Genomic DNA, 18,232 nt, shown 5'->3' with positions numbered 1-18,232 from the left:
ACGTGAACCGTCATGCGCACATCCGTCAGGCGCACCGCCCTGGCCGCCGCCGGCCTGCTCGCCCTCGCCTCGCTCACCGCCTGCGCCGACGACGCCGCCGGCACCGCCTCCGCCGGCTCCGGCGGAGACGGCAAGGGCACCAAGGTCAAGATCATGGTGGGCGGACTGGACAAGGTCATCTACCTCCCCGCCATGCTCACCCAGCGGCTCGGCTACTTCGACGCCGAGGGCCTCGCCGTGGAACTGCTCAGCGAACCGGCTGGCGTGCAGGCCGAGACCGCGCTCGTCTCCGGGCAGGTGCAGGGGGCCGTCGGCTTCTACGACCACACGCTGGACCTCCAGGTGAAGGGCAAGGAGGTCGAGTCGGTGGTGCAGTTCTCGCACGCCCCCGGAGAGGTGGAGGTCGTCTCGACCAAGGCGGCCGACGACATCTCCTCGCCGAAGGACTTCAAGGGCCGCAAGCTCGGCGTCACGGGCCTCGGCTCCTCGACGGACTTCCTCACCAAGTACCTCGCCGTGAAGAACGGCGTGAACGTCAGCGAGCTCACCCCGGTCGCCGTGGGTGCCGGGCCGACGTTCATCTCCGCGCTGCAGAAGGGCGCCATCGACGGCGGCATGACCACCGACCCGACCGTCGCGACGGTCCTGGACAAGGGCGTCGGCAAGATCCTCCTCGACATGCGCACCCCGGCGGGGTCGGAGGCGGCGCTCGGCGGGCCGTACCCGTCGTCGAGTCTGTACATGCAGACGGACTGGGTGAACAGCCACAAGGACACCGTGCAGAAGTTGGCCAATGCATTCGTCAAGACGCTCCAGTGGATGTCCACCCACAGCGCCACCGAGATAGCCGACAAGATGCCCGCCGACTACTCCCAGGGCAACAAGGTGCTCTACGCGTCGGCCATCAAGAGCACGCTGCCGATGTTCACCGACGACGGCGTGATGCCGAAGAACGGCCCCGAGACCGTGGAAAAGGTCCTCAAGGCGTTCAACCCCACCATCAAGAACGCCGACGTGGACCTGGACAAGACCTACACGACGGAGTTCGTCCAGAAGGCGACCGGCTGACCACCTGGCCGACGCGCACGGCGAGCCGTGTCGCCGTGCGTCAGCCGCGGGTCGCCCACACGTAACGGTGTTCCGGGCGGCCCGCGTCGCCGTACTTGAGGGTCAGCCGCGCGCGGCCCGTGCGCTCCAGGAGCTTGAGGTAGCGCTGGGCGGTCTGACGGCTCACCCCGGTCCGGTCGGCGATCTCCTGGGCCGACAGGGGACCCCCGGCGCCCATCAGGCACCGGCGGACCAGCTCCGCGGTGGTGGGGGAGTGCCCCTTGGGCAGCCCGGTCTCCGACGACGCCGACAGGGCGCCGAAGATCCGGTCCACGTCGGACTGTTCGGCCTCACCACCGCCGTCGAGGGTGCGCCGCAGCTCCGCGTACGCCTCCAGCTTGGCCCGCAGGCCCGCGAACGCGAACGGCTTGACCAGGTACTGCAGCGCGCCCTGCCGCATCGCCGCCTGCACCGTCGAGACGTCCCGCGCCGCCGTCACCATGATCACGTCCGTCTGGTGGCCGCGCCGGCGCATCTCCTGGACCACCTCGAGACCGGTCTCGTCGGGCAGGTAGTGGTCCAGCAGGACGAGGTCCACGCGGGGCTGCGCCTCCAGCAGGCGCAGGGCGTCGGCCGCGCTGTGCGCCTCGCCGGCCACGTGGAAGCCGGGCACCTTCTCCACGTAGGCGGCGTTGACCTGCGCGACCCTGGCGTCGTCGTCCACGACCAGCACCTCGATCATCGGGACTCCTCCTCGGCGGTGTCGTGCAGGCCCGCGGTCAGGGCGGGCTCCAGGTCCGGTGCGGCCAGTGCCTCGGGCAGGACCACCGTGAACCGTGCGCCGCCGCCGTCCGCCTCGTCCACCGCCACGCTGCCGCCCTGCCGTTCGGCGAGCCGGCGCACCAGGGACAGGCCGATGCCCCGCTTGCCGTGGGCCGGCGGCTTCTTGGTGGACCACCCCTCCGTGAAGATCAACTCCCGCTGTTCCGGCGGGACCCCGGGACCGGTGTCGCACACGCTCAGCACCGCCGTACGGCCGTCCGCGCGCAGCTGAACCTCCACGCGCGCGTGGCGGGTGGCCGCCACGGCGTCCAGGGCGTTGTCGACGAGGTTGCCGACGACCGTGACCAGTCCCTGGGGATCGACGAGGCGGTCGGGCAGCCGGGTGTCGTCGGAGACCCACAGGGCGACCCCGCGCTCGGCCGCGACGGTCGCCTTGCCGACCAGGAGGGCGGCCAGCAACGGGTCATGGATCTTCTCCGTGACCTGCTCCGCGGTGACCCGGTGGTCCCCGACCACCTCACCCACGAACTCCACGGCGTCGTCGTACATCTCCAGCTCCAGCAGCCCGAGGAGCGTGTGCATGCGGTTGGCGTGCTCGTGGTCCTGCGCGCGCAGGGCGTCGATCAGGCCGCGCGTGGAGTCCAGCTCCCGGCCCAGCTCCTCCAGCTCGGTCCGGTCGCGCAGGGTGGCCACGGCACCGCCGTCGTCCGTGGGCATGCGGTTGGCGACCAGGACGCGCTGCCCGCGCACGGTGAGCAGGTCGGTGCCCGCCACCCGGCCCGCCAGCACGTCGGCCGTACGCCCCTCGCCCAGGGCCTCGTCCGGCGTCCGGCCGACGGACTCCTCGCCGATGCCCAGCAGGCGCTGCGCCTCGTCGTTGAGCAGCCGGACGCGGCCCGCGCGGTCCAGGGCGACCACGCCCTCCTTGATGCCGTGCAGCATCGCCTCGCGCTCCGCGAGCAGCGCCGAGATGTCCGAGAAGGCCAGGTCACGCGTCTGCCGCTGGACCCGCCGGGAGATCAGCCACGCGGCCAGCGCGCCCACGGCGAGGGCGCCGCCCGCGTAGGCCAGCAGCCCGGGGATCGCGTGGATCAGCCGCTCCCGCACGCTGTCGTACTCGATGCCGACGGACACCGCGCCGATGATCCTGCCGTCGCTGTCGCGCAGCGGCACCTTGCCGCGGGCCGAACGGCCGAGGGTGCCGGTGTCGATCTGCATGACGTCGTGACCGGCCAGCGCCGGCCCGGGGTCCGTCGAGACGTGACCGCCGACCTGGTCGGGGTCCGGATGCGACCAGCGCACGCCCTCGGTGTCCATCACGACCACGTACTCGGCCCCGCTGGCCTTGCGGATCCGCTCCGCCTGCCGCTGCACCGGGCCGTCGACCGTCGGCGGCGTGCGCTGCAGGTCCTCGGCGACCTGCGGTATCTCCGCGGTGGTCCGCGCGATCGCCAGGGCGCGACGCATCGCCTGGTCGTCGAGCTGGTCGCTGAGCGGCGCGAGGAACAGGCCGGTCGCGAGCACCGCGACTCCCGCGGCGATCGCCACCTGCATCAGCAGCACCTGCGAGAACACCCGCCGGGGCAGACCCAGGCGCAGGCGGCGTACGGGGGGAGTGGGGCTCATACCGACGACGGTACGTGGACGGGTCGGCGGGGCCGTAGGGGTGGGGAGTGGATCCGTGCAAGGTGTGGCAGGGATCTCCTGAAGGATCCGTTGATCCGTTGATTCGTGGACGTACTCGCGCTCGCCGGGGCGCACGACGTCACTGCGACCGGCCGATCGGGACCCCCGCGTCAACTGGCCAGTGCCGCCACGCGCCCCAGCTCGCGCACCTCGACCACGTTCATCTGCGCGGGCGCACCGAGGACCGACGCCCCGCAGCTCTCCGCGCGGGGCGGGAGCGAGGCGCCCTGGGCGACGGTCACCAGCCACCGGCGTCCGTCCACGTGGGCCACGGTCACCTCCCAGCGCGGCGCCTCGCCGGTCGTCCGCACGACGGTCAGCGCGCCCGCCGCGTACTCGCCGGCCGCGCGGCGCACGGCCAGCTCGGCCGCCTGGCCGGGCCGGTCCCAGGCCGAGCTGCCCCGGCAGCCGTCCACGACGATCCGGCCCTCCCGGACGCCGTGCAGGACCTCTCGCACACCGTGGGCCTCGGCGCGGCCGTAGGCGTAGCCGTGCGGCAGGACGAGCACCGTGGGGGAGAAGCGATGACCACCCAGATGGGTGACCTCCCACACGCCCGGCACGCCCGACGCGTCGAGCTCGGCGGCCAGCGGCCGGCCCAGGAGCGCGCAGCAGCGGTCGCGCTTGCCGTTGGTGCAGATGAGGGCGAGCGGGTCGCCGGTGTGCGGGCGGCCGTCGAGCGCGGTGCCGAAGGTGCGGTGGTCGCCGCGGCTCAGCGCGCCGAAGTCGAGGTCGAGGAGCCGCCGCGGGTCGCCGGTCGTCGCGCTGTGCAGCCACGCGCGGCCGGGGACCGTGTGGGCCGCGAACACCCGGCGCACCGACGGCGTGCCGAAGTCGGCGTGGCGTCCCGGGCGGCGGATCAGCGCGATGCGTACGCCGGTGCCCTTGGCGGCCCTGCGCAGGGCCCGGCCGAGCGCCGGGTCGAGGTGGCTCGAGGTGAGCGCTTCGGCACCCCAGGGTCCCGGCTGCTCCAGCAGGATCCAGGTCCTTGCCGTGGCCGCGGTTCCGGGAAGCGGCTCGCCGAGGTCTCGCGAGTCGGTCGCGCACGTACTCACAGAGGTGAGCCTAACCTGAGTTGGCCGCGGGTGGCTCCCGGGTGCCGGTGTGTCCTGCTCCGACCGGGTCGGGCCGTGGGGCCGGGCGGACGGACGTTCGGCGTGCGGAAGCCGTGCATGGACTCTGGGTTCCCGTGCTCGCACCTGCCATGCGTCGCACGCCGTGCGGGCGGGGGCCGTACGCGGCGCCTCCGCCGGGCCTCAGGTGAGCCCGGCGGGCGTCCTACGCCTCCGTCGCCTCCGGCAGTGGCCGGGGCGGCTTCGGTCCCACGTAGTGGCCGCTGGGCCGCATCCGCAGCGGCCGCTCGCCGTACTCCTCCAGGGCGTGCGCGATCCAGCCCGCCGTGCGCGCCACGGCGAAGACCGTCTCGCCCGCCGTGGACGGCATCCCGGACGACACGGTGAGGACGGCCAGGGCCAGGTCGACGTTGGCGTGCAGCGGGGCGTGGCGGGCGGCGGTGGCGACGATGTCGCGGGCGGCGGCCAGGGCGGGTCCGGCGGCCGGGAGGTCCTCCAGCAGGGCGAACAGTGCCCGCGCGCGGGGGTCCTCGCCCGGGTAGAGGCGGTGTCCCAGGCCGGGGATGCGACGGCCAGCCCGCAGTTCCTCGGCGATCACGGGGCCGGCGTCGCCCTGGTCGAGGACCTCCAGCAGCAGGCGGTGGGCGAGTCCGCCGGCCGCGCCGTGCAGGGGACCCTCGATCACACCGAGCCCCGCGGAGACGGCCGCGTAGGCGTGGGCGCGGGCCGAGGCGGCCACCCGGACCGCCAGGGTGGAGGCGGCCAGGTCGTGGTCCGCGAGGAGCCCGAGGGCGGTGTCGAGTACGTGCAGGGACGCCTCGTCGGCGTCCCGGCCGCTGAGCCGGCCCCACAGCCGCCGGGCCAGCGGTCCCTGGTCCCGGTGGTCGTGCCGGCGGGGCGGCAGGGCGGCGACCAGGGTGGGGATGAGGGTGCGCGCGGTGGCGAGCACCGCGTCCTCGGACAGGTCGAAGCGCAGCGGGTCCGTGGTCGCGGCGGCGATCGCGGCCACCCTCAACCGGTCGGTGGGGCCGGTGTGTTCGGGCAGCGCGTCGACCGCACGGCGGGCCGCCGCCACCGAGGGCTCGGATGCGGTGAGGGTGGCCCCGGGCTCGAGCCGGCCGGTCCACAGCCACTCGGCGACCTCCTCGTAGGAGTGCCGCGAGGCCAGCTCGACGGCGTCGACGCCACGGAAGTAGTACCGGTCGGTGTCGATGAACGTGAGGCGGGTGCGTACGGACAGCTCCGCTCCGGAGCCCGGGCTTCCGGCGCTGTCCCGGCGGTTGCGCCGCGCGAGCGCCTCGACCTCCTGGGCGTCGAACGTGCTGGCCCGGCCGCCGGGCACACGGCGGCTGCTGAGCTGGCCGCGACTGACGTACGCGTAGACGGTCTCCGGCTTCACGCCGAGCAGTTCGGCGGCTTCCTTGGTGCTCAGCCGTCGTCCGGGGTGGCCGGTGCCGTGTTCCTGATCGCGCATGGGGGTCACCGTATCCGCAGCCACATTCATTGATGCAATCAACATTGACAGATCCTGAGTCAAGTATGCACAGTCGAATCAATCCGAGGGAGGAAACATGTCCGTCAACAGCTCCGCAGCCGCACTCGTCGAGGTGCCCCGCGGCCTCGCCGGCGTCGTCGTCACCGACACCGAAGTGGGGGACGTCCGCGGGCTCGAGGGCTTCTACCACTACCGCCAGTACTCGGCCGTCGACCTCGCCCGGACCCGCAGCTTCGAGGACGTCTGGCACCTGCTCATCCACGGCGACCTGCCCGACGCGGCCCGCTCCGCCGCCTTCGCCGCGCACACCGCCGGCCTGCGCCGCCTGCCCCCCGAGGTCACCGCCGCGCTGCCGACGATCGCGGCGGCCGGTGCGGGCGGCAACCCGCTCGCCGGACTGGGCACGGCACTGTCCCTGCTCGGCGCCGCCAGGGGGTTCCGGCCGGTGTACGACCTCGACCCGGACCGGCGCCGCGACGACACCGTCGCGGCGACCGCCGCCGTACCGACCCTGCTCACCGCGCTGCACCGTCTCGGACAGGGACTCGAGCCCGTCGCACCTCGGGACGACCTGCCGTACGCCGCCAACTACCTGTACATGCTGACCGGTTCCGAGCCGGACCCGGTGCGGGCGCGCGCGGTCGAGCAGTACCTGATCTCCACCATTGATCACGGCTTCAATGCGTCAACCTTCACCGCCCGGGTCATCGCGTCGACGGGGGCGGACGTGGCCGCGTGCCTCGTCGGTGCGCTGGGCGCCCTCTCGGGCCCCCTGCACGGCGGAGCCCCGAGCCGGGCCCTGGACACGCTCGACGCGATCGGCACCCCCGACCGCATCGACCCCTGGATCCGCGCACGCGTGCTCGCCGGTGAGCGCATCATGGGCTTCGGACACGCGGTCTACCGCACCGAGGACCCCCGTTCGCGGATGCTCCGCGACATCGCCCGGCGTTTCGGTGGCCCGCGCGTGGACTTCGCGATCGAGGTGGAGCGCCGGGTGGAGGCGATCCTCGCCGAGCTGAAGCCGGGCCGTGAACTGCACACCAACGTCGAGTTCTACGCGGGCGTGGTCATGGAACTCTGCGGCCTGCCCCGTGCCATGTTCACGCCGACGTTCGCCGCGGCCCGGGTGGTCGGCTGGAGCGCCAACGTCCTGGAGCAGGCCGGGGACCGCAAGATCATCCGGCCGGCCGCGCGGTATGTCGGGCCGCACGCGCCCGTACCGGTACCGTCCGTGTGACCGGAGCCCCGCCCCTGGAGTGAAGCGCCCGGCGTGCCGTGCTCGCGGGGGCCGAGGGCGCCGTCACTCCAGTATCTTGTCGCCTGGCCCTCTCCAGGCGCTCCGGCGAACACCCCTTGCGCTCGGAGAGCGCAGTGCGACGAACCGCCGTGGACCCTGTGGACACCGTGGACAACCCACCGTGGAACACCCGAAGCGGGCACAACGCCGTCCGAGTCAGGGCTGCCTCCGTCCCTCTTCGAACCACAAGCCACAAGGCGGTATCCCTCCGTGAAGATCGTGCGACGCGTCGGGGCCTCCCCCAGGGAGCGCGGCAGTGCCACCGGGCAGACCTGCCCCGACATCTTCGAGCTCAGCAACGGTGACTTCGCCGTGATCGGGCGCGAAGCGACCGCGGAACTCGATCCGGAGCTCCCGTCGGACGCCGCACGGGCCGACCACGAGCGCATCGTCGTCATCACCCGGGACACGCTCGTCCGCGCCAAGCGCGACATCCCCGACGTCTGACTCCGGACGACCGCACGACGTCGTGCCGCCCGGGGGTCACACGGACTGCTCGGGCGGCTCGCCGACGACCCACCACTCGTCCGTGTCGGCGTCGAGCAGTTCCTGGATCAGGTCGTCCATCATCAGGCCGAGGACGTACTCCTCCGACGCCTCGGGCAGGCTCATGCGGTGGTGCCGGGTCGCCTCCCAGTACTCGCGGAACACCTCGTTCTGGCACATGACCCGCAGGTGCCCGTACAGCTCCGCGCGGTTCATCGCTCCGATGCGGTGGAAGTAAAGGGCGTTGATGTAGAGGGCGTTGGCGAAGAGGAACTGCCGCTGCTTCTCCAGCGGGACGTCGGTCTCGTAGGTGTCGAGGACCGCGGCCAGGACGGGGTCGTCCATGGCCTTGCAGATCAGGTCGAAGTGCAGCCGGTGCTGCTGGGCGAGGACGGCCCTCCTGCGATGGCGGGTGTTCCGTGTGCTGAGGGAGCCGGAAACGGCCGCGAGCGTCCCTTTCGCGGCCGAGACGATCTTCCGGACTCCCGAACTCTGTGTGGCCATGTCAACCCCCGGTTCAGGCGGCCGTCCGCCGGTCGTCGGGGTGCGGGTGGGCGGACGGGGACCGGCGAGCGGTGGGCGGCGCTTGCCGTCTCCCAGGGTGCCGAGCGGCTCTGATCGGCGGGGAGGCGGAGAGGAGGCGCACGGAAGGAAGCGAGGGTCGCACACCCCGGCGCCTTGACGAAACGTCTGCCCCGCGCGCGCAGCGGACAATCGTTCACTCTGTGGCCGGCGCCACCGCTCGTATCCTGGGACGGCATTCCGTTCCCGGCCGCGCGCCCGGGCCGTGAGCCGGTGCGCGCCAAGGCGTGAGAGAGGTCGTACGTGCCGCACAGCCGCACACCGCAGATCCCGGTCGTCGTCCTCGCCGGATTTCTCGGCTCCGGCAAGACGACCCTGCTCAACCACCTGCTGCACCGCAGCGGCGGCAGCCGGATCGGCGCGATCGTCAACGACTTCGGCGCGATCGAGATCGACGCGATGGCCGTGGCCGGCGCCCTCGGCGACTCCACCGTCTCCCTCGGCAACGGGTGCCTGTGCTGCGCGGTCGACGCGAGCGAACTCGACGGCTACCTCGAACGTCTCGCGCGCCCCTCCGCCGGCATCGACGTCATCGTCATCGAGGCCAGCGGCCTGGCCGAACCGCAGGAACTGGTGCGGATGGTGCTGGCCAGCGAACATCCCGGGATCGTGTACGGCGGTCTCGTCGAAATCGTCGACGCGGCCGAGTTCGACGAGACCCGCGTCCGGCACCCGGAGATCGACCGGCACCTCGCCCTCGCCGACCTGGTCGTCGTCAACAAGCTGGACCGCGCACCCGACGGCACGCGCGTCCTGGACCTCGTCCGCTCGCTGGCCGACCGCGCCGCGGTCGTCCCGGCCACCTACGGCCGCATCGACCCGGAGTTCCTCTTCGACTGCCGCCCCGACGAGGAACGCGTCGGGCAGCTCTCCTTCGACGACCTGCACACCGGGGAAGCGGACCCCGCGGGACGGACCGGCGGCCTCGCCGAGGGGCACGGCGCGCATCTCCACAGCGCCTACGACAGCCTGTCGTTCGTCTCCGACGTGCCCCTCGACCCCCGCCGGCTCATGCAGTTCCTCGACAGCCGGCCCGAGGGGCTGTACCGGATCAAGGGGTACGTCGACTTCGGCGCGTACGACCCCGACCACCGGTACGCCGTCCACGCCGTCGGCCGCTTCCTGCGCTTCTACCCCGAGCCGTGGGCCGGCGCCGTGGCCCCGCACGGCACGCCCGCCGGTGACCGGGAGCGAGCCGGGTCCCGCCTCACCCAGCTCGTCCTCATCGGCGCCGGCATCGACACCTCCGCCCTCGGCAAGGAGCTGGAGGCGTGCCGCAGCGACTCCCCGGACGCCGCCGACGAGTACGGCATGTGGGGCGTCCTGCGTTTCGTCCAGGGCTCCGAGGAGGAGCCTGGCGGACCCGCCGGGGCCGACGCACCCGGCGAGCCCGGCGACCCGGCCACGCCGGCCGACCCCGCTGAACCCGCCGGGCCCGTGGACGCTCCCTGCGGCGGCGCCTAGATCGGCCCCGCCACCACCGCCACCGTCTTCGGCAGGGACACACCCGAGCCGTCCCGGCGCGGGTCCATCTCCGGCAGCTCGGCCGGTGTGCCGTTCTTCTGCGCGGCCTTGGCCGGGGTCGCGCCCGCCCAGGCCAGGGACAGGCAGTCCTCGCCCTTCAGGAACCGCTGGCAGCGCACCCCACCGGTGGCCCGGCCCTTGCGCGGGAACTGGTCGAACGGGGTCAGCTTGGCCGTCGTCTGGACGGAGTCGTCCAGCGTGCCGCGCGAGCCGGCGACCGTGAAGACCACCGCGTCCACCGCCGGGTCGACCGCCGTGAACGAGATGACCTTGGCGCCCTCGGCGAGCTTGATGCCCGTCATACCGCCCGCCGGACGGCCCTGCGGGCGGACCGACGAGGCCTGGTACCGCAGCAGTTGCGCGTCGTCCGTGATGAAGACCAGGTCCTCCTCGCCGGTGCGCAGCTCGACCGCGCCGACGATCCGGTCGCCCTCCTTGAGGGTGATGACCTCCAGCTCGCCCTTGTTGGTCGGGTAGTCGGGCACCACCCGCTTGACCACGCCCTGCTCCGTGCCGAGGGCCAGCCCGGGGGAGGACTCGTCGAGCGTGGTCAGACAGACCACCGTCTCGTCGCCCTCCAGGGAGACGAACTCCGCCAGCGGGGCGCCGCCCGAGAGGTTCGGCACGCTCGCCGTGTCCGGGAGCTGCGGCAGATCGACGACGTTGATGCGCAGCAGGCGGCCCGCCGAGGTGACCGCGCCGATCTCCCCGCGCGCGGTGGCGGGCACCGCCGAGACGATCACGTCGTGCTTGGTGCGCCGGGCGTCCTCGTCCGCCGCGAACGGCTCGGCGTTCGCCGTGCGCGCCAGCAGGCCGGTGGAGGACAGCAGCACCCGGCACGGGTCGTCGGCGACCTGGAGCGGCACCGTGGCGGTCGTGCTGGCGGCCGACTCCAGCAGCACCGTGCGCCGCTCGGTCGCGAACTTCTTGGCGACCGCGGCCAGTTCGTTCGACACCAGCTTGCGTAGCTCCGCGTCCGAGTCCAGGATCCGGGTCAGCTCGGCGATCTCCTCGGTGAGCCGGTCCCTCTCCGCCTCCAGCTCGATGCGGTCGTACCGGGTGAGGCGGCGCAGCGGCGTGTCGAGGATGTACTGCGTCTGGACCTCGCTCAGAGAGAAGCGCTCCATCAGCCGCTCCTTGGCCTGCGCGCTGTTGTCGCTGGAGCGGATCAGCCGGATGACCTCGTCGATGTCGACGAGGGCGGTGAGCAGGCCCTCCACCAGGTGCAGCCGGTCGCGGCGCTTGCCGCGGCGGAACTCGCTGCGCCGGCGCACCACGGTGAAGCGGTGGTCGAGGTAGACCTCCAGCAGCTCCTTCAGGCCGAGCGTGAGCGGCTGGCCGTCCACCAGCGCCACGTTGTTGATGCCGAAGGACTCCTCCATGGGCGTCAGCTTGTAGAGCTGCTCCAGGACCGCCTCCGGCACGAAGCCGTTCTTGATCTCGATGACCAGGCGCAGGCCGTGCTCGCGGTCGGTGAGGTCCTTGACGTCGGCGATGCCCTGGAGCTTCTTCGAGCCCACCAGGTCCTTGATCTTGGCGATGACCTTCTCGGGGCCGACGGTGAAGGGCAGCTCGGTGACCACCAGGCCCTTGCGGCGGGCGGTGACGGTCTCCACCGACACCGTGGCGCGGATCTTGAACGTGCCGCGGCCCGTCTCGTAGGCGTCGCGGATGCCGTCCAGGCCGACGATCCGGCCGCCCGTGGGCAGGTCGGGACCCGGGATGTGCCGCATCAGGGCGTCGAGGTCCGCGCCGGGGTGGCGGATCAGGTGCCGGGCGGCCGCGACGACCTCGCCCAGGTTGTGCGGCGGCATGTTCGTCGCCATGCCGACCGCGATGCCGGAGGCGCCGTTGACCAGCAGGTTCGGGAAGGCGGCCGGGAGCGCGACCGGCTCCTGCTCCTGCCCGTCGTAGTTGGGCTGGAAGTCGACCGTGTCCTCGTCGATCGACTCCGTCATCAGGCCCGTCGCCGCGGCCATCCGGCACTCGGTGTACCGCATGGCGGCCGGCGGGTCGTCGTTGCCCAGCGAGCCGAAGTTGCCGTGGCCGTCGACCAGCGGCACCCGCATGGAGAAGGGCTGCGCCATGCGCACCAGGGCGTCGTAGATCGACGCGTCGCCGTGCGGGTGGAGCTTGCCCATCACCTCGCCGACCACGCGCGCGCACTTGACGTACCCGCGGTCGGGCCGCAGGCCCATCTCGTTCATCTGGTAGACGATGCGGCGGTGCACGGGCTTGAGTCCGTCGCGGGCGTCCGGCAGGGCGCGGGAGTAGATGACCGAGTACGCGTACTCGAGGAAGGAGCCCTGCATCTCGTCGACCACGTCGATGTCGAGGATCTTCTCCTCGAACGCGTCGTCGGGCGGCGGGGTCTTCGTGCTGCGGCGGGCCATCGCTGCCGGCTCCTCCTGGTTCCTGGTGGCTCGCCGACGGGTGCGCCCCTCCGGCTCGCTCTCGCTGAAGCGTGTGACGGGATCTGTAGCGTGTGACGGGATCTGTGCGGTCCATTGTGGACCGCGGCACTGACAACGCGGGCGAGCACCCGGTCCCGGCGGACCGGCCGGCCCCCGGACGCCCCTCCCCGCGGCTGACCGCAGGCTACGCGATCCGCTGTGGGCGTACGTGCGGCGGGAACTTCGCCGACCGTCGGCACGCTTGCATACAGTGACAGGACCGGCAGCAACAGCGCGGTCCGACGACCGCGTCCGCGAGCGAAGGGACGTACATGCCCATGGGTCACACGGCCACAGCCCAGGCAGGCTCCGGGGGCCTGACAGCGACCGAGCACCGCCTGGCCAACGGCCTGCGCGTGGTGCTCTCCGAGGACCACCTGACCCCGGTCGCGGCGGTGTGCCTCTGGTACGACGTCGGCTCCCGCCACGAAGTCAAGGGCCGTACCGGCCTGGCTCACCTTTTCGAGCACCTGATGTTCCAGGGCTCCGCCCAGGTCAAGGGCAACGGCCACTTCGAGCTGGTGCAGGGCGCGGGCGGCTCGCTCAACGGCACCACGAGCTTCGAGCGCACCAACTACTTCGAGACCATGCCGGCCCACCAGCTCGAGCTCGCCCTCTGGCTGGAGGCCGACCGCATGGGCTCGCTGCTGGCCGCGCTGGACGACGAGTCGATGGAGAACCAGCGCGACGTCGTCAAGAACGAGCGCCGCCAGCGCTACGACAACGTCCCGTACGGCACGGCGTTCGAGAAGCTGACCGCCCTGGTCTACCCCGAGGGCCACCCGTACCACCACACGCCGATCGGCTCCATGGCCGACCTGGACGCGGCGACGCTGGAGGACGCGCGCGCGTTCTTCCGCACCTACTACGCCCCGAACAACGCCGTGCTGTCCGTGGTCGGCGACATCGACCCCGAGCAGACGCTCGCCTGGGTCGAGAAGTACTTCGGCTCCATCGCCTCCCACGACGGCAAGCCCGCCCCGCGCGACGGCTCGCTGCCCGACGTCATCGGCGAGCAGCTGCGCGAGGTCGTCGAGGAGGAGGTCCCGGCGCGCGCCCTGATGGCCGCCTACCGCCTGCCCCAGGACGGCACGCGCGCGTGCGACGCCGCCGACCTGGCCCTGACCGTCCTCGGCGGCGGCGAGTCCTCCCGCCTGTACAACCGGCTGGTGCGCCGCGACCGTACGGCCGTCGCGGCCGGTTTCGGCCTGCTGCGGCTGGCCGGCGCGCCCTCCCTGGGCTGGCTGGACGTGAAGACCTCCGGCGACGTCGAGGTGCCCGTCATCGAGGCGGCCATCGACGAGGAGCTCGCCCGGTTCGCCGAGGAGGGCCCCACGGCCGAGGAGATGGAGCGCGCCCAGGCGCAGTTGGAGCGCGAGTGGCTGGACCGGCTCGGCACGGTCGCGGGCCGCGCCGACGAACTGTGCCGCTTCGCCGTCCTGTTCGGTGACCCGCAGCTGGCCCTGACGGCCGTCCAGCGGGTGCTGGAGGTGACGCCCGAGGAGGTGCGCGAGATCGCCCAGGCGCGGCTGCGCCCCGACAACCGCGCGGTGCTCGTCTACGAACCGCTCGCCCCGGAGCACGTCGAGGACGTCGAGGGCACCGAAGACCCGGAGTCCGCGGCCACCGTGGAAGCCGACGACAACGAGGAGGCGGCCAAGTGACCGAGCTCGCCACGATGGACTTCCACCCCCGGCCGACCGCGGGCGAGGCCAAGCCGTGGGCGTTCCCCGCGCCCGAGCGCGCCACGCTCGACAACGGTCTGACGGTCCTGCACTGCCACCGCCCCGGCCAGCGGCTCGTGGCCGTCGAGGTCCTGCTCGACGCGCCCCTGGACGCCGAGCCGGCCGGCCTGGACGGCGTCGCCACGATCATGGCGCGGGCCTTCTCCGAGGGCACCGACAAGCACTCCGCCGAGGAGTTCGCGGCCGAGCTGGAGCGCTGCGGCGCCACGCTCGACGCGCACGCCGACCACCCCGGCGTCCGGCTGAGCCTCGAAGTGCCCGTCTCGCGCCTGTCCAAGGGGCTCGGGCTGGTCGCCGACGCGCTGCGCGCGCCCGCGTTCGCCGACAGCGAGGTCGAGCGCCTGGTGCGCAACCGCCTCGACGAGATCCCGCACGAGCTGGCCAACCCCTCGCGCCGGGCCGCCAAGGAGCTCTCCAGGCAGCTCTTCCCGGCGACGGCCCGCATGTCGCGCCCGCGCCAGGGCACCGCGGAGACGGTCGAGGCGATCGACGCCGCGGCCGTGCGCGCCTTCTACGAGCGGCACGTCCGCCCCGCCACGGCCACCGCCGTCGTCGTCGGCGACCTCACCGGCGTCGACCTGACGGCGCTGCTCGGCGACACCCTGGGCGCCTGGACGGGCTCCGCCGCGCAGCCGCGCCCCGTGCCGCCGGTGACCGCCGACGACACCGGGCGCGTGGTGATCGTGGACCGGCCCGGCGCCGTCCAGACGCAGCTGCTCATCGGCCGCATCGGTCCCGACCGGCACGACCGGGTGTGGCCCGCGCAGGTGCTCGGCACGTACTGCCTCGGCGGCACCCTCACCTCCCGTCTCGACCGCGTCCTGCGCGAGGAGAAGGGCTACACGTACGGCGTGCGCGCGTTCGGCCAGGTGCTGCGCTCCACGCCGGACGGGTCGGGTGCCGCGATGCTCGCCATCAGCGGTTCCGTCGACACGCCCAACACCGGTCCCGCGCTGGACGACCTGTGGAAGGTGCTGCGCACACTCGCCGAGGAGGGCCTGACCGACGCCGAGCGCGACGTCGCCGTGCAGAACCTCGTCGGGGTGGCGCCGCTGAAGTACGAGACCGCCGCGGCGGTCGCCGGCACGCTGGCCGACCAGGTCGAGCAGCACCTGCCCGACGACTACCAGGCCACGCTCTACCAGCAGCTCGCCGCCACGGGCACCGTGGAGGCCACCGCGGCGGTCGTCAACGCGTTCCCGGTGGACCGCCTGGTGACGGTCCTCGTCGGTGACGCCGCCACGATCAAGGAGCCCGTCGAGGCGCTGGGCATCGGCGAGGTGACGGTGGTCGCGGCCGAGTAGGCCCGGCAAGCCGAGCCGGCCGGGCGGACCGGGCGCGCGCCGAGCCCGACGACGCCGTACGCGCGCGTACGGCGCGTCAACACCGCGTACGGCACAGGGGCCCTGGGCGACGGAAGCGTCACCAGGGCCCCTGTGTGTCCGAATTGGGCGAGTGGTTGCCCGTCTGCCCTGTGGGATGCGTAACAAGAGCCCGTTTCCGTTTGGGAATCGGAGGCGGACCCCTCTAGGTTCGTCCGGGCTGTCCGTCAGGCAGTGCGCCGCATCCGCGGCACCGGACAGTCATCGCCGAGTCCCCGTACGGCGCGAGCCAGGGGAGCCGGGGACCCATCGCAGTCCCTGGGGTGAATCGGGCGCCCGCGCGTGTCGCGAGGGGGCCCGTAGGAGACCTTCCTGCTCCGAACCCGTCAGCTAACCCGGTAGGCGAGAGGGAAGGAAAGGACCGCACCACTACATGGCGTTCAGCTGCGCCACGGGTAAGCACCGTCGTCCCGGCCGCCTCCAGCGCACCACCGCCCGCGCGGCGGGCGTCGCGGCGCTCACCACCACCGGCGTCCTGGCCACCGTGGCCTCCCCGGCCCTGGCCGCCGAGCCCACCGTCGAGCAGACCGGGCTCATCCCCGTCCTCACCGTGAACGACTCGGTCGCCCAGCAGATCGACGACCAGGCCGTCGCGCAGAAGCAGGCGGCCGAGGAGAAGGCCGCCGCGGAGGCCGCGCGCAAGAGGGCGGTGGAGAAGGCGAAGCAGGAGCGCGAGGCCCGGGCCCGCGCCGCCCGCGAGGCCGAGCGCAAGCGGCTCAACACGTTCGTGACGCCGATCGCGCACTCCTACGTGTCCACCGGATACCGCACCGGCGGCTCCCTGTGGTCCTCCGGCAGCCACACCGGCATCGACTTCCACGCCGCGACCGGCACCGAGGTGCACGCGGTCGGCCACGGCACGGTCGTCGAGGCCGGCTGGGGCGGCGCGTACGGCAACCAGGTCGTGATCCGCATGAGCGACGGCGTCTACACCCAGTACGGGCACCTGTCGTCCCTGGCCGTCTCGGTCGGCCAGACGGTCGTCCCCGGCCAGCAGATCGGCCTCTCGGGCGCGACCGGCAACGCGACCGGCCCGCACCTGCACTTCGAGGCGCGCACGACCGCCGAGTACGGCTCGGACATCGACCCGATCGCCTACCTGCGCAAGCACGGCGTGGACGTCTGACGCCACCCGGCACCAGACCTCGCGGCCCCGGCTCCCCGAGCCGGGGCTTTCGCGTTTCTCCCGCCCCGCTGTCCAAAAAATATCCCTGGATTCCGGGCCGGCGTCGGAAATTCCGGCCGTTTGCATTAGAGTCGCTGAGCACACGTCAATCGTCGACGTTTCACGGGGATTAATGCGGAGGTCGGCCATGCGTATTCCCGCGCACTCGGTGTGCACGGCCATCCGTGACGACATCGTCGCGGGTGTCTACGAGCGCGGAAGCCGGCTGACCGAGGAACTCCTCGCCCGCCGCTATGGCGTCTCGCGCGTTCCCGTGCGCGAGGCCCTGCGCACCCTGGAGGCCGAGGGCTTCGTCGTCACCCGGCGCCACGCGGGCGCGTGCGTCGCCGAGCCGACCGAGCAGGAGGCCGCCGACCTGCTGGAGATGCGCCTGCTCCTCGAGCCGCTCGGCGCGTCCCGGGCCGCCCAGCGGCGCACCGAGGCGCACCTGAAGGTGCTGCGCGGCCTCGTGCGGCTCGGCCAGGAGCGGGCCCGGCGGGGCAGCAGCGACGACCTGCGGTCCCTGGGCGGCTGGTTCCACGAGACGCTCGCCCAGGCCTCCGGCAGCCACGCCCTGACGTCCACCCTCACCCAGCTGCGCCACAAGATCGCCTGGATGTACGCCGTGGAGGCCCCCGCGAACCCGGCGGACACCTGGGCGGAGCACGGCGCGATCGTCGACGCGGTGGCGCGCGGCGACGGCGAGCGCGCGCGGGCGGTCACGGCGCTGCACACCGAGCGCTCCACGGGCGCGCACCGGCTGCGCTTTTCCGGCGGCGGCGACCGCCAGGACCGTGTGAGGACTTCGCAACATCCCGTAAACATGTCGGGCCCGCGGCATTAACACGAGCGCCGTATACAAAGGGAAGTTATTCGACGGCCGGGTATTCGGGCTGTCTTTTTGTGCGTCCGCCGTGAATTCGCGACGGCGCTCGTTCGGTGTGCCCGCGAACAGATTCCGGTTGCGCCTGCGTCTTTTCTCCGGGCCCCGCGCCACGGTGCGGAAACCGCCCGGAAGGCGGCGGGCGAACGACGGAGCCGCGCCGCCCGGTGCGGGCGGCGCGGCTCGGCGCACAGCGGTGGGCGTCTCCCCGCGCAGGAGAGACGGCCCGCTGCTCAGACGGTCTCGGGAAGCTCCTCGAGCCCCTCGGCGACCAGCTTCGCCAGCCGGTCGAGGGCGGCGTCCGCGCCCTCGGCGTCGGAGGCGAGCACGATCTCCTCGCCGCCCTGGGCGCCCAGGCCCAGCACGGCCAGCATGGAGGCCGCGTTGACGGGGTTGCCGTCGGCCTTGGCGATCGTCACGGGGACGCCTGTGGCCGTGGCGGCCCGGACGAAGATGGAAGCGGGGCGGGCGTGGAGGCCCTCGGCCCAGCCGACGTTGACGCGGCGCTCAGCCATGTGATGCTGCCCTTCAGTGTCTCAGGGTTGTCTAGACCAGTGTTCCACATCGTGACGCGTGCCCTCAGGGGTCCTGCGACCCCTGCGGAGCGGGCGCCGGGCCGCGGCCTCGA

At 72.8% G+C, this 18,232-nt stretch carries 15 protein-coding genes and 1 riboswitch; of the genes, 8 read left to right on the top strand and 7 right to left on the bottom strand.

What is annotated here, in order from left to right; genetic code table 11:
- Positions 1–12: 12 nt before the first annotated feature.
- Complete coding sequence (locus E4U92_RS07815; RefSeq protein ID WP_137299561.1) at positions 13–1,068, top strand: ABC transporter substrate-binding protein; 1,056 nt, start codon at positions 13–15, stop codon at positions 1,066–1,068.
- A 40-nt stretch (positions 1,069–1,108) separates the two neighbouring features.
- On the opposite strand, the gene E4U92_RS07810 is transcribed toward E4U92_RS07815, so the two are convergent.
- From E4U92_RS07810 to E4U92_RS07795, 4 genes are all read right to left on the bottom strand, one after another.
- Positions 1,109–1,789 carry a response regulator gene (locus E4U92_RS07810; RefSeq protein WP_137299560.1) on the bottom strand — a complete coding sequence of 227 codons (681 nt, stop codon included), beginning with the start codon at positions 1,787–1,789 and terminating at the stop codon, positions 1,109–1,111.
- Positions 1,786–3,456 carry an ATP-binding protein gene (locus E4U92_RS07805; protein ID WP_137299559.1) on the bottom strand — a complete coding sequence of 557 codons (1,671 nt, stop codon included), beginning with the start codon at positions 3,454–3,456 and terminating at the stop codon, positions 1,786–1,788. Before E4U92_RS07805 ends, E4U92_RS07810 begins: the two co-directional genes overlap by 4 nt.
- A 170-nt stretch (positions 3,457–3,626) precedes the next feature.
- Positions 3,627–4,571 carry a sucrase ferredoxin gene (locus tag E4U92_RS07800; RefSeq protein ID WP_137299558.1) on the bottom strand — a complete coding sequence of 315 codons (945 nt, stop codon included), beginning with the start codon at positions 4,569–4,571 and terminating at the stop codon, positions 3,627–3,629.
- Positions 4,572–4,794: 223 nt separating this feature from the next.
- On the bottom strand, positions 4,795–6,063 hold the full coding sequence (locus E4U92_RS07795) for a citrate synthase (RefSeq protein ID WP_137299557.1): 1,269 nt from the start codon (positions 6,061–6,063) through the stop codon (positions 4,795–4,797).
- Positions 6,064–6,160: 97 nt separating this feature from the next.
- Between E4U92_RS07795 and E4U92_RS07790 the strand changes: the two genes are divergently transcribed.
- Positions 6,161–7,324, top strand: coding sequence for a citrate synthase/methylcitrate synthase (locus E4U92_RS07790; RefSeq protein ID WP_137299556.1), 1,164 nt, complete (start codon positions 6,161–6,163; stop codon positions 7,322–7,324).
- Positions 7,325–7,594: 270 nt separating this feature from the next.
- Complete coding sequence (locus tag E4U92_RS07785; protein WP_137299555.1) at positions 7,595–7,831, top strand: hypothetical protein; 237 nt, start codon at positions 7,595–7,597, stop codon at positions 7,829–7,831.
- 36 nt (positions 7,832–7,867) lie between these two features.
- On the opposite strand, the gene E4U92_RS07780 is transcribed toward E4U92_RS07785, so the two are convergent.
- Entirely contained in the window at positions 7,868–8,374 is a 507-nt protein-coding gene (locus E4U92_RS07780; RefSeq protein WP_137299554.1) for a DUF6082 family protein, read from the bottom strand.
- 321 nt (positions 8,375–8,695) lie between these two features.
- Between E4U92_RS07780 and E4U92_RS07775 the strand changes: the two genes are divergently transcribed.
- Positions 8,696–9,916, top strand: a complete 1,221-nt coding sequence (locus tag E4U92_RS07775; RefSeq protein ID WP_137299553.1) for a CobW family GTP-binding protein — start codon at positions 8,696–8,698, stop codon at positions 9,914–9,916.
- Here the strand turns inward: E4U92_RS07775 and E4U92_RS07770 are convergent.
- On the bottom strand, positions 9,913–12,369 hold the full coding sequence (locus tag E4U92_RS07770; RefSeq protein WP_137299552.1) for a DNA gyrase/topoisomerase IV subunit A: 2,457 nt from the start codon (positions 12,367–12,369) through the stop codon (positions 9,913–9,915). The two genes, E4U92_RS07775 and E4U92_RS07770, sit on opposite strands and share 4 nt — an antisense overlap.
- A 332-nt stretch (positions 12,370–12,701) precedes the next feature.
- On the opposite strand from E4U92_RS07770, the gene E4U92_RS07765 reads away from it, so the two are divergent.
- From E4U92_RS07765 to E4U92_RS07750, 4 genes are all read left to right on the top strand, one after another.
- Positions 12,702–14,093: a M16 family metallopeptidase gene (locus E4U92_RS07765; protein ID WP_137299551.1), complete on the top strand. Its 1,392-nt coding sequence runs from the start codon at positions 12,702–12,704 to the stop codon at positions 14,091–14,093.
- Positions 14,090–15,478 carry a M16 family metallopeptidase gene (locus E4U92_RS07760; protein ID WP_137299550.1) on the top strand — a complete coding sequence of 463 codons (1,389 nt, stop codon included), beginning with the start codon at positions 14,090–14,092 and terminating at the stop codon, positions 15,476–15,478. The genes E4U92_RS07765 and E4U92_RS07760 overlap by 4 nt, the downstream gene beginning before the upstream one ends.
- Positions 15,479–15,751: 273 nt before the next feature.
- A riboswitch (cyclic di-AMP (ydaO/yuaA leader) is annotated at positions 15,752–15,916 on the top strand.
- 13 nt (positions 15,917–15,929) lie between these two features.
- Entirely contained in the window at positions 15,930–16,682 is a 753-nt protein-coding gene (locus tag E4U92_RS07755) for a M23 family metallopeptidase (RefSeq protein WP_137299549.1), read from the top strand.
- 187 nt (positions 16,683–16,869) lie between these two features.
- Entirely contained in the window at positions 16,870–17,565 is a 696-nt protein-coding gene (locus E4U92_RS07750) for a GntR family transcriptional regulator (protein WP_137299548.1), read from the top strand.
- Positions 17,566–17,837: 272 nt separating this feature from the next.
- On the opposite strand, the gene E4U92_RS07745 is transcribed toward E4U92_RS07750, so the two are convergent.
- A complete protein-coding gene (locus E4U92_RS07745) occupies positions 17,838–18,119 on the bottom strand; it encodes an HPr family phosphocarrier protein (RefSeq protein ID WP_029382363.1) in 282 nt (93 codons plus the stop codon).
- Between the last annotated feature and the right edge of the window lie 113 nt (positions 18,120–18,232).

The organism is Streptomyces galbus (assembly GCF_005280195.1).
GTDB lineage: Bacteria > Actinomycetota > Actinomycetes > Streptomycetales > Streptomycetaceae > Streptomyces > Streptomyces galbus.
Note: the sequence above shows the minus strand (reverse complement) of the source record. Positions and strands in the feature narration are given on the sequence as shown.

What these genes read in the sequence shown, in the direction of transcription:
- E4U92_RS07815 (WP_137299561.1), top strand. Translation starts at nt 13, where the DNA reads ATGCGCACATCCGTCAGGCGCACCGCCCTGGCCGCCGCCGGCCTGCTC.
- E4U92_RS07770 (WP_137299552.1), bottom strand. Translation starts at nt 12,369, where the DNA reads ATGGCCCGCCGCAGCACGAAGACCCCGCCGCCCGACGACGCGTTCGAG.
- E4U92_RS07790 (WP_137299556.1), top strand. Translation starts at nt 6,161, where the DNA reads ATGTCCGTCAACAGCTCCGCAGCCGCACTCGTCGAGGTGCCCCGCGGC.
- E4U92_RS07805 (WP_137299559.1), bottom strand. Translation starts at nt 3,456, where the DNA reads ATGAGCCCCACTCCCCCCGTACGCCGCCTGCGCCTGGGTCTGCCCCGG.
- E4U92_RS07795 (WP_137299557.1), bottom strand. Translation starts at nt 6,063, where the DNA reads ATGCGCGATCAGGAACACGGCACCGGCCACCCCGGACGACGGCTGAGC.
- E4U92_RS07750 (WP_137299548.1), top strand. Translation starts at nt 16,870, where the DNA reads ATGCGTATTCCCGCGCACTCGGTGTGCACGGCCATCCGTGACGACATC.
- E4U92_RS07765 (WP_137299551.1), top strand. Translation starts at nt 12,702, where the DNA reads ATGCCCATGGGTCACACGGCCACAGCCCAGGCAGGCTCCGGGGGCCTG.
- E4U92_RS07745 (WP_029382363.1), bottom strand. Translation starts at nt 18,119, where the DNA reads ATGGCTGAGCGCCGCGTCAACGTCGGCTGGGCCGAGGGCCTCCACGCC.
- E4U92_RS07755 (WP_137299549.1), top strand. Translation starts at nt 15,930, where the DNA reads ATGGCGTTCAGCTGCGCCACGGGTAAGCACCGTCGTCCCGGCCGCCTC.
- E4U92_RS07780 (WP_137299554.1), bottom strand. Translation starts at nt 8,374, where the DNA reads ATGGCCACACAGAGTTCGGGAGTCCGGAAGATCGTCTCGGCCGCGAAA.
- E4U92_RS07810 (WP_137299560.1), bottom strand. Translation starts at nt 1,789, where the DNA reads ATGATCGAGGTGCTGGTCGTGGACGACGACGCCAGGGTCGCGCAGGTC.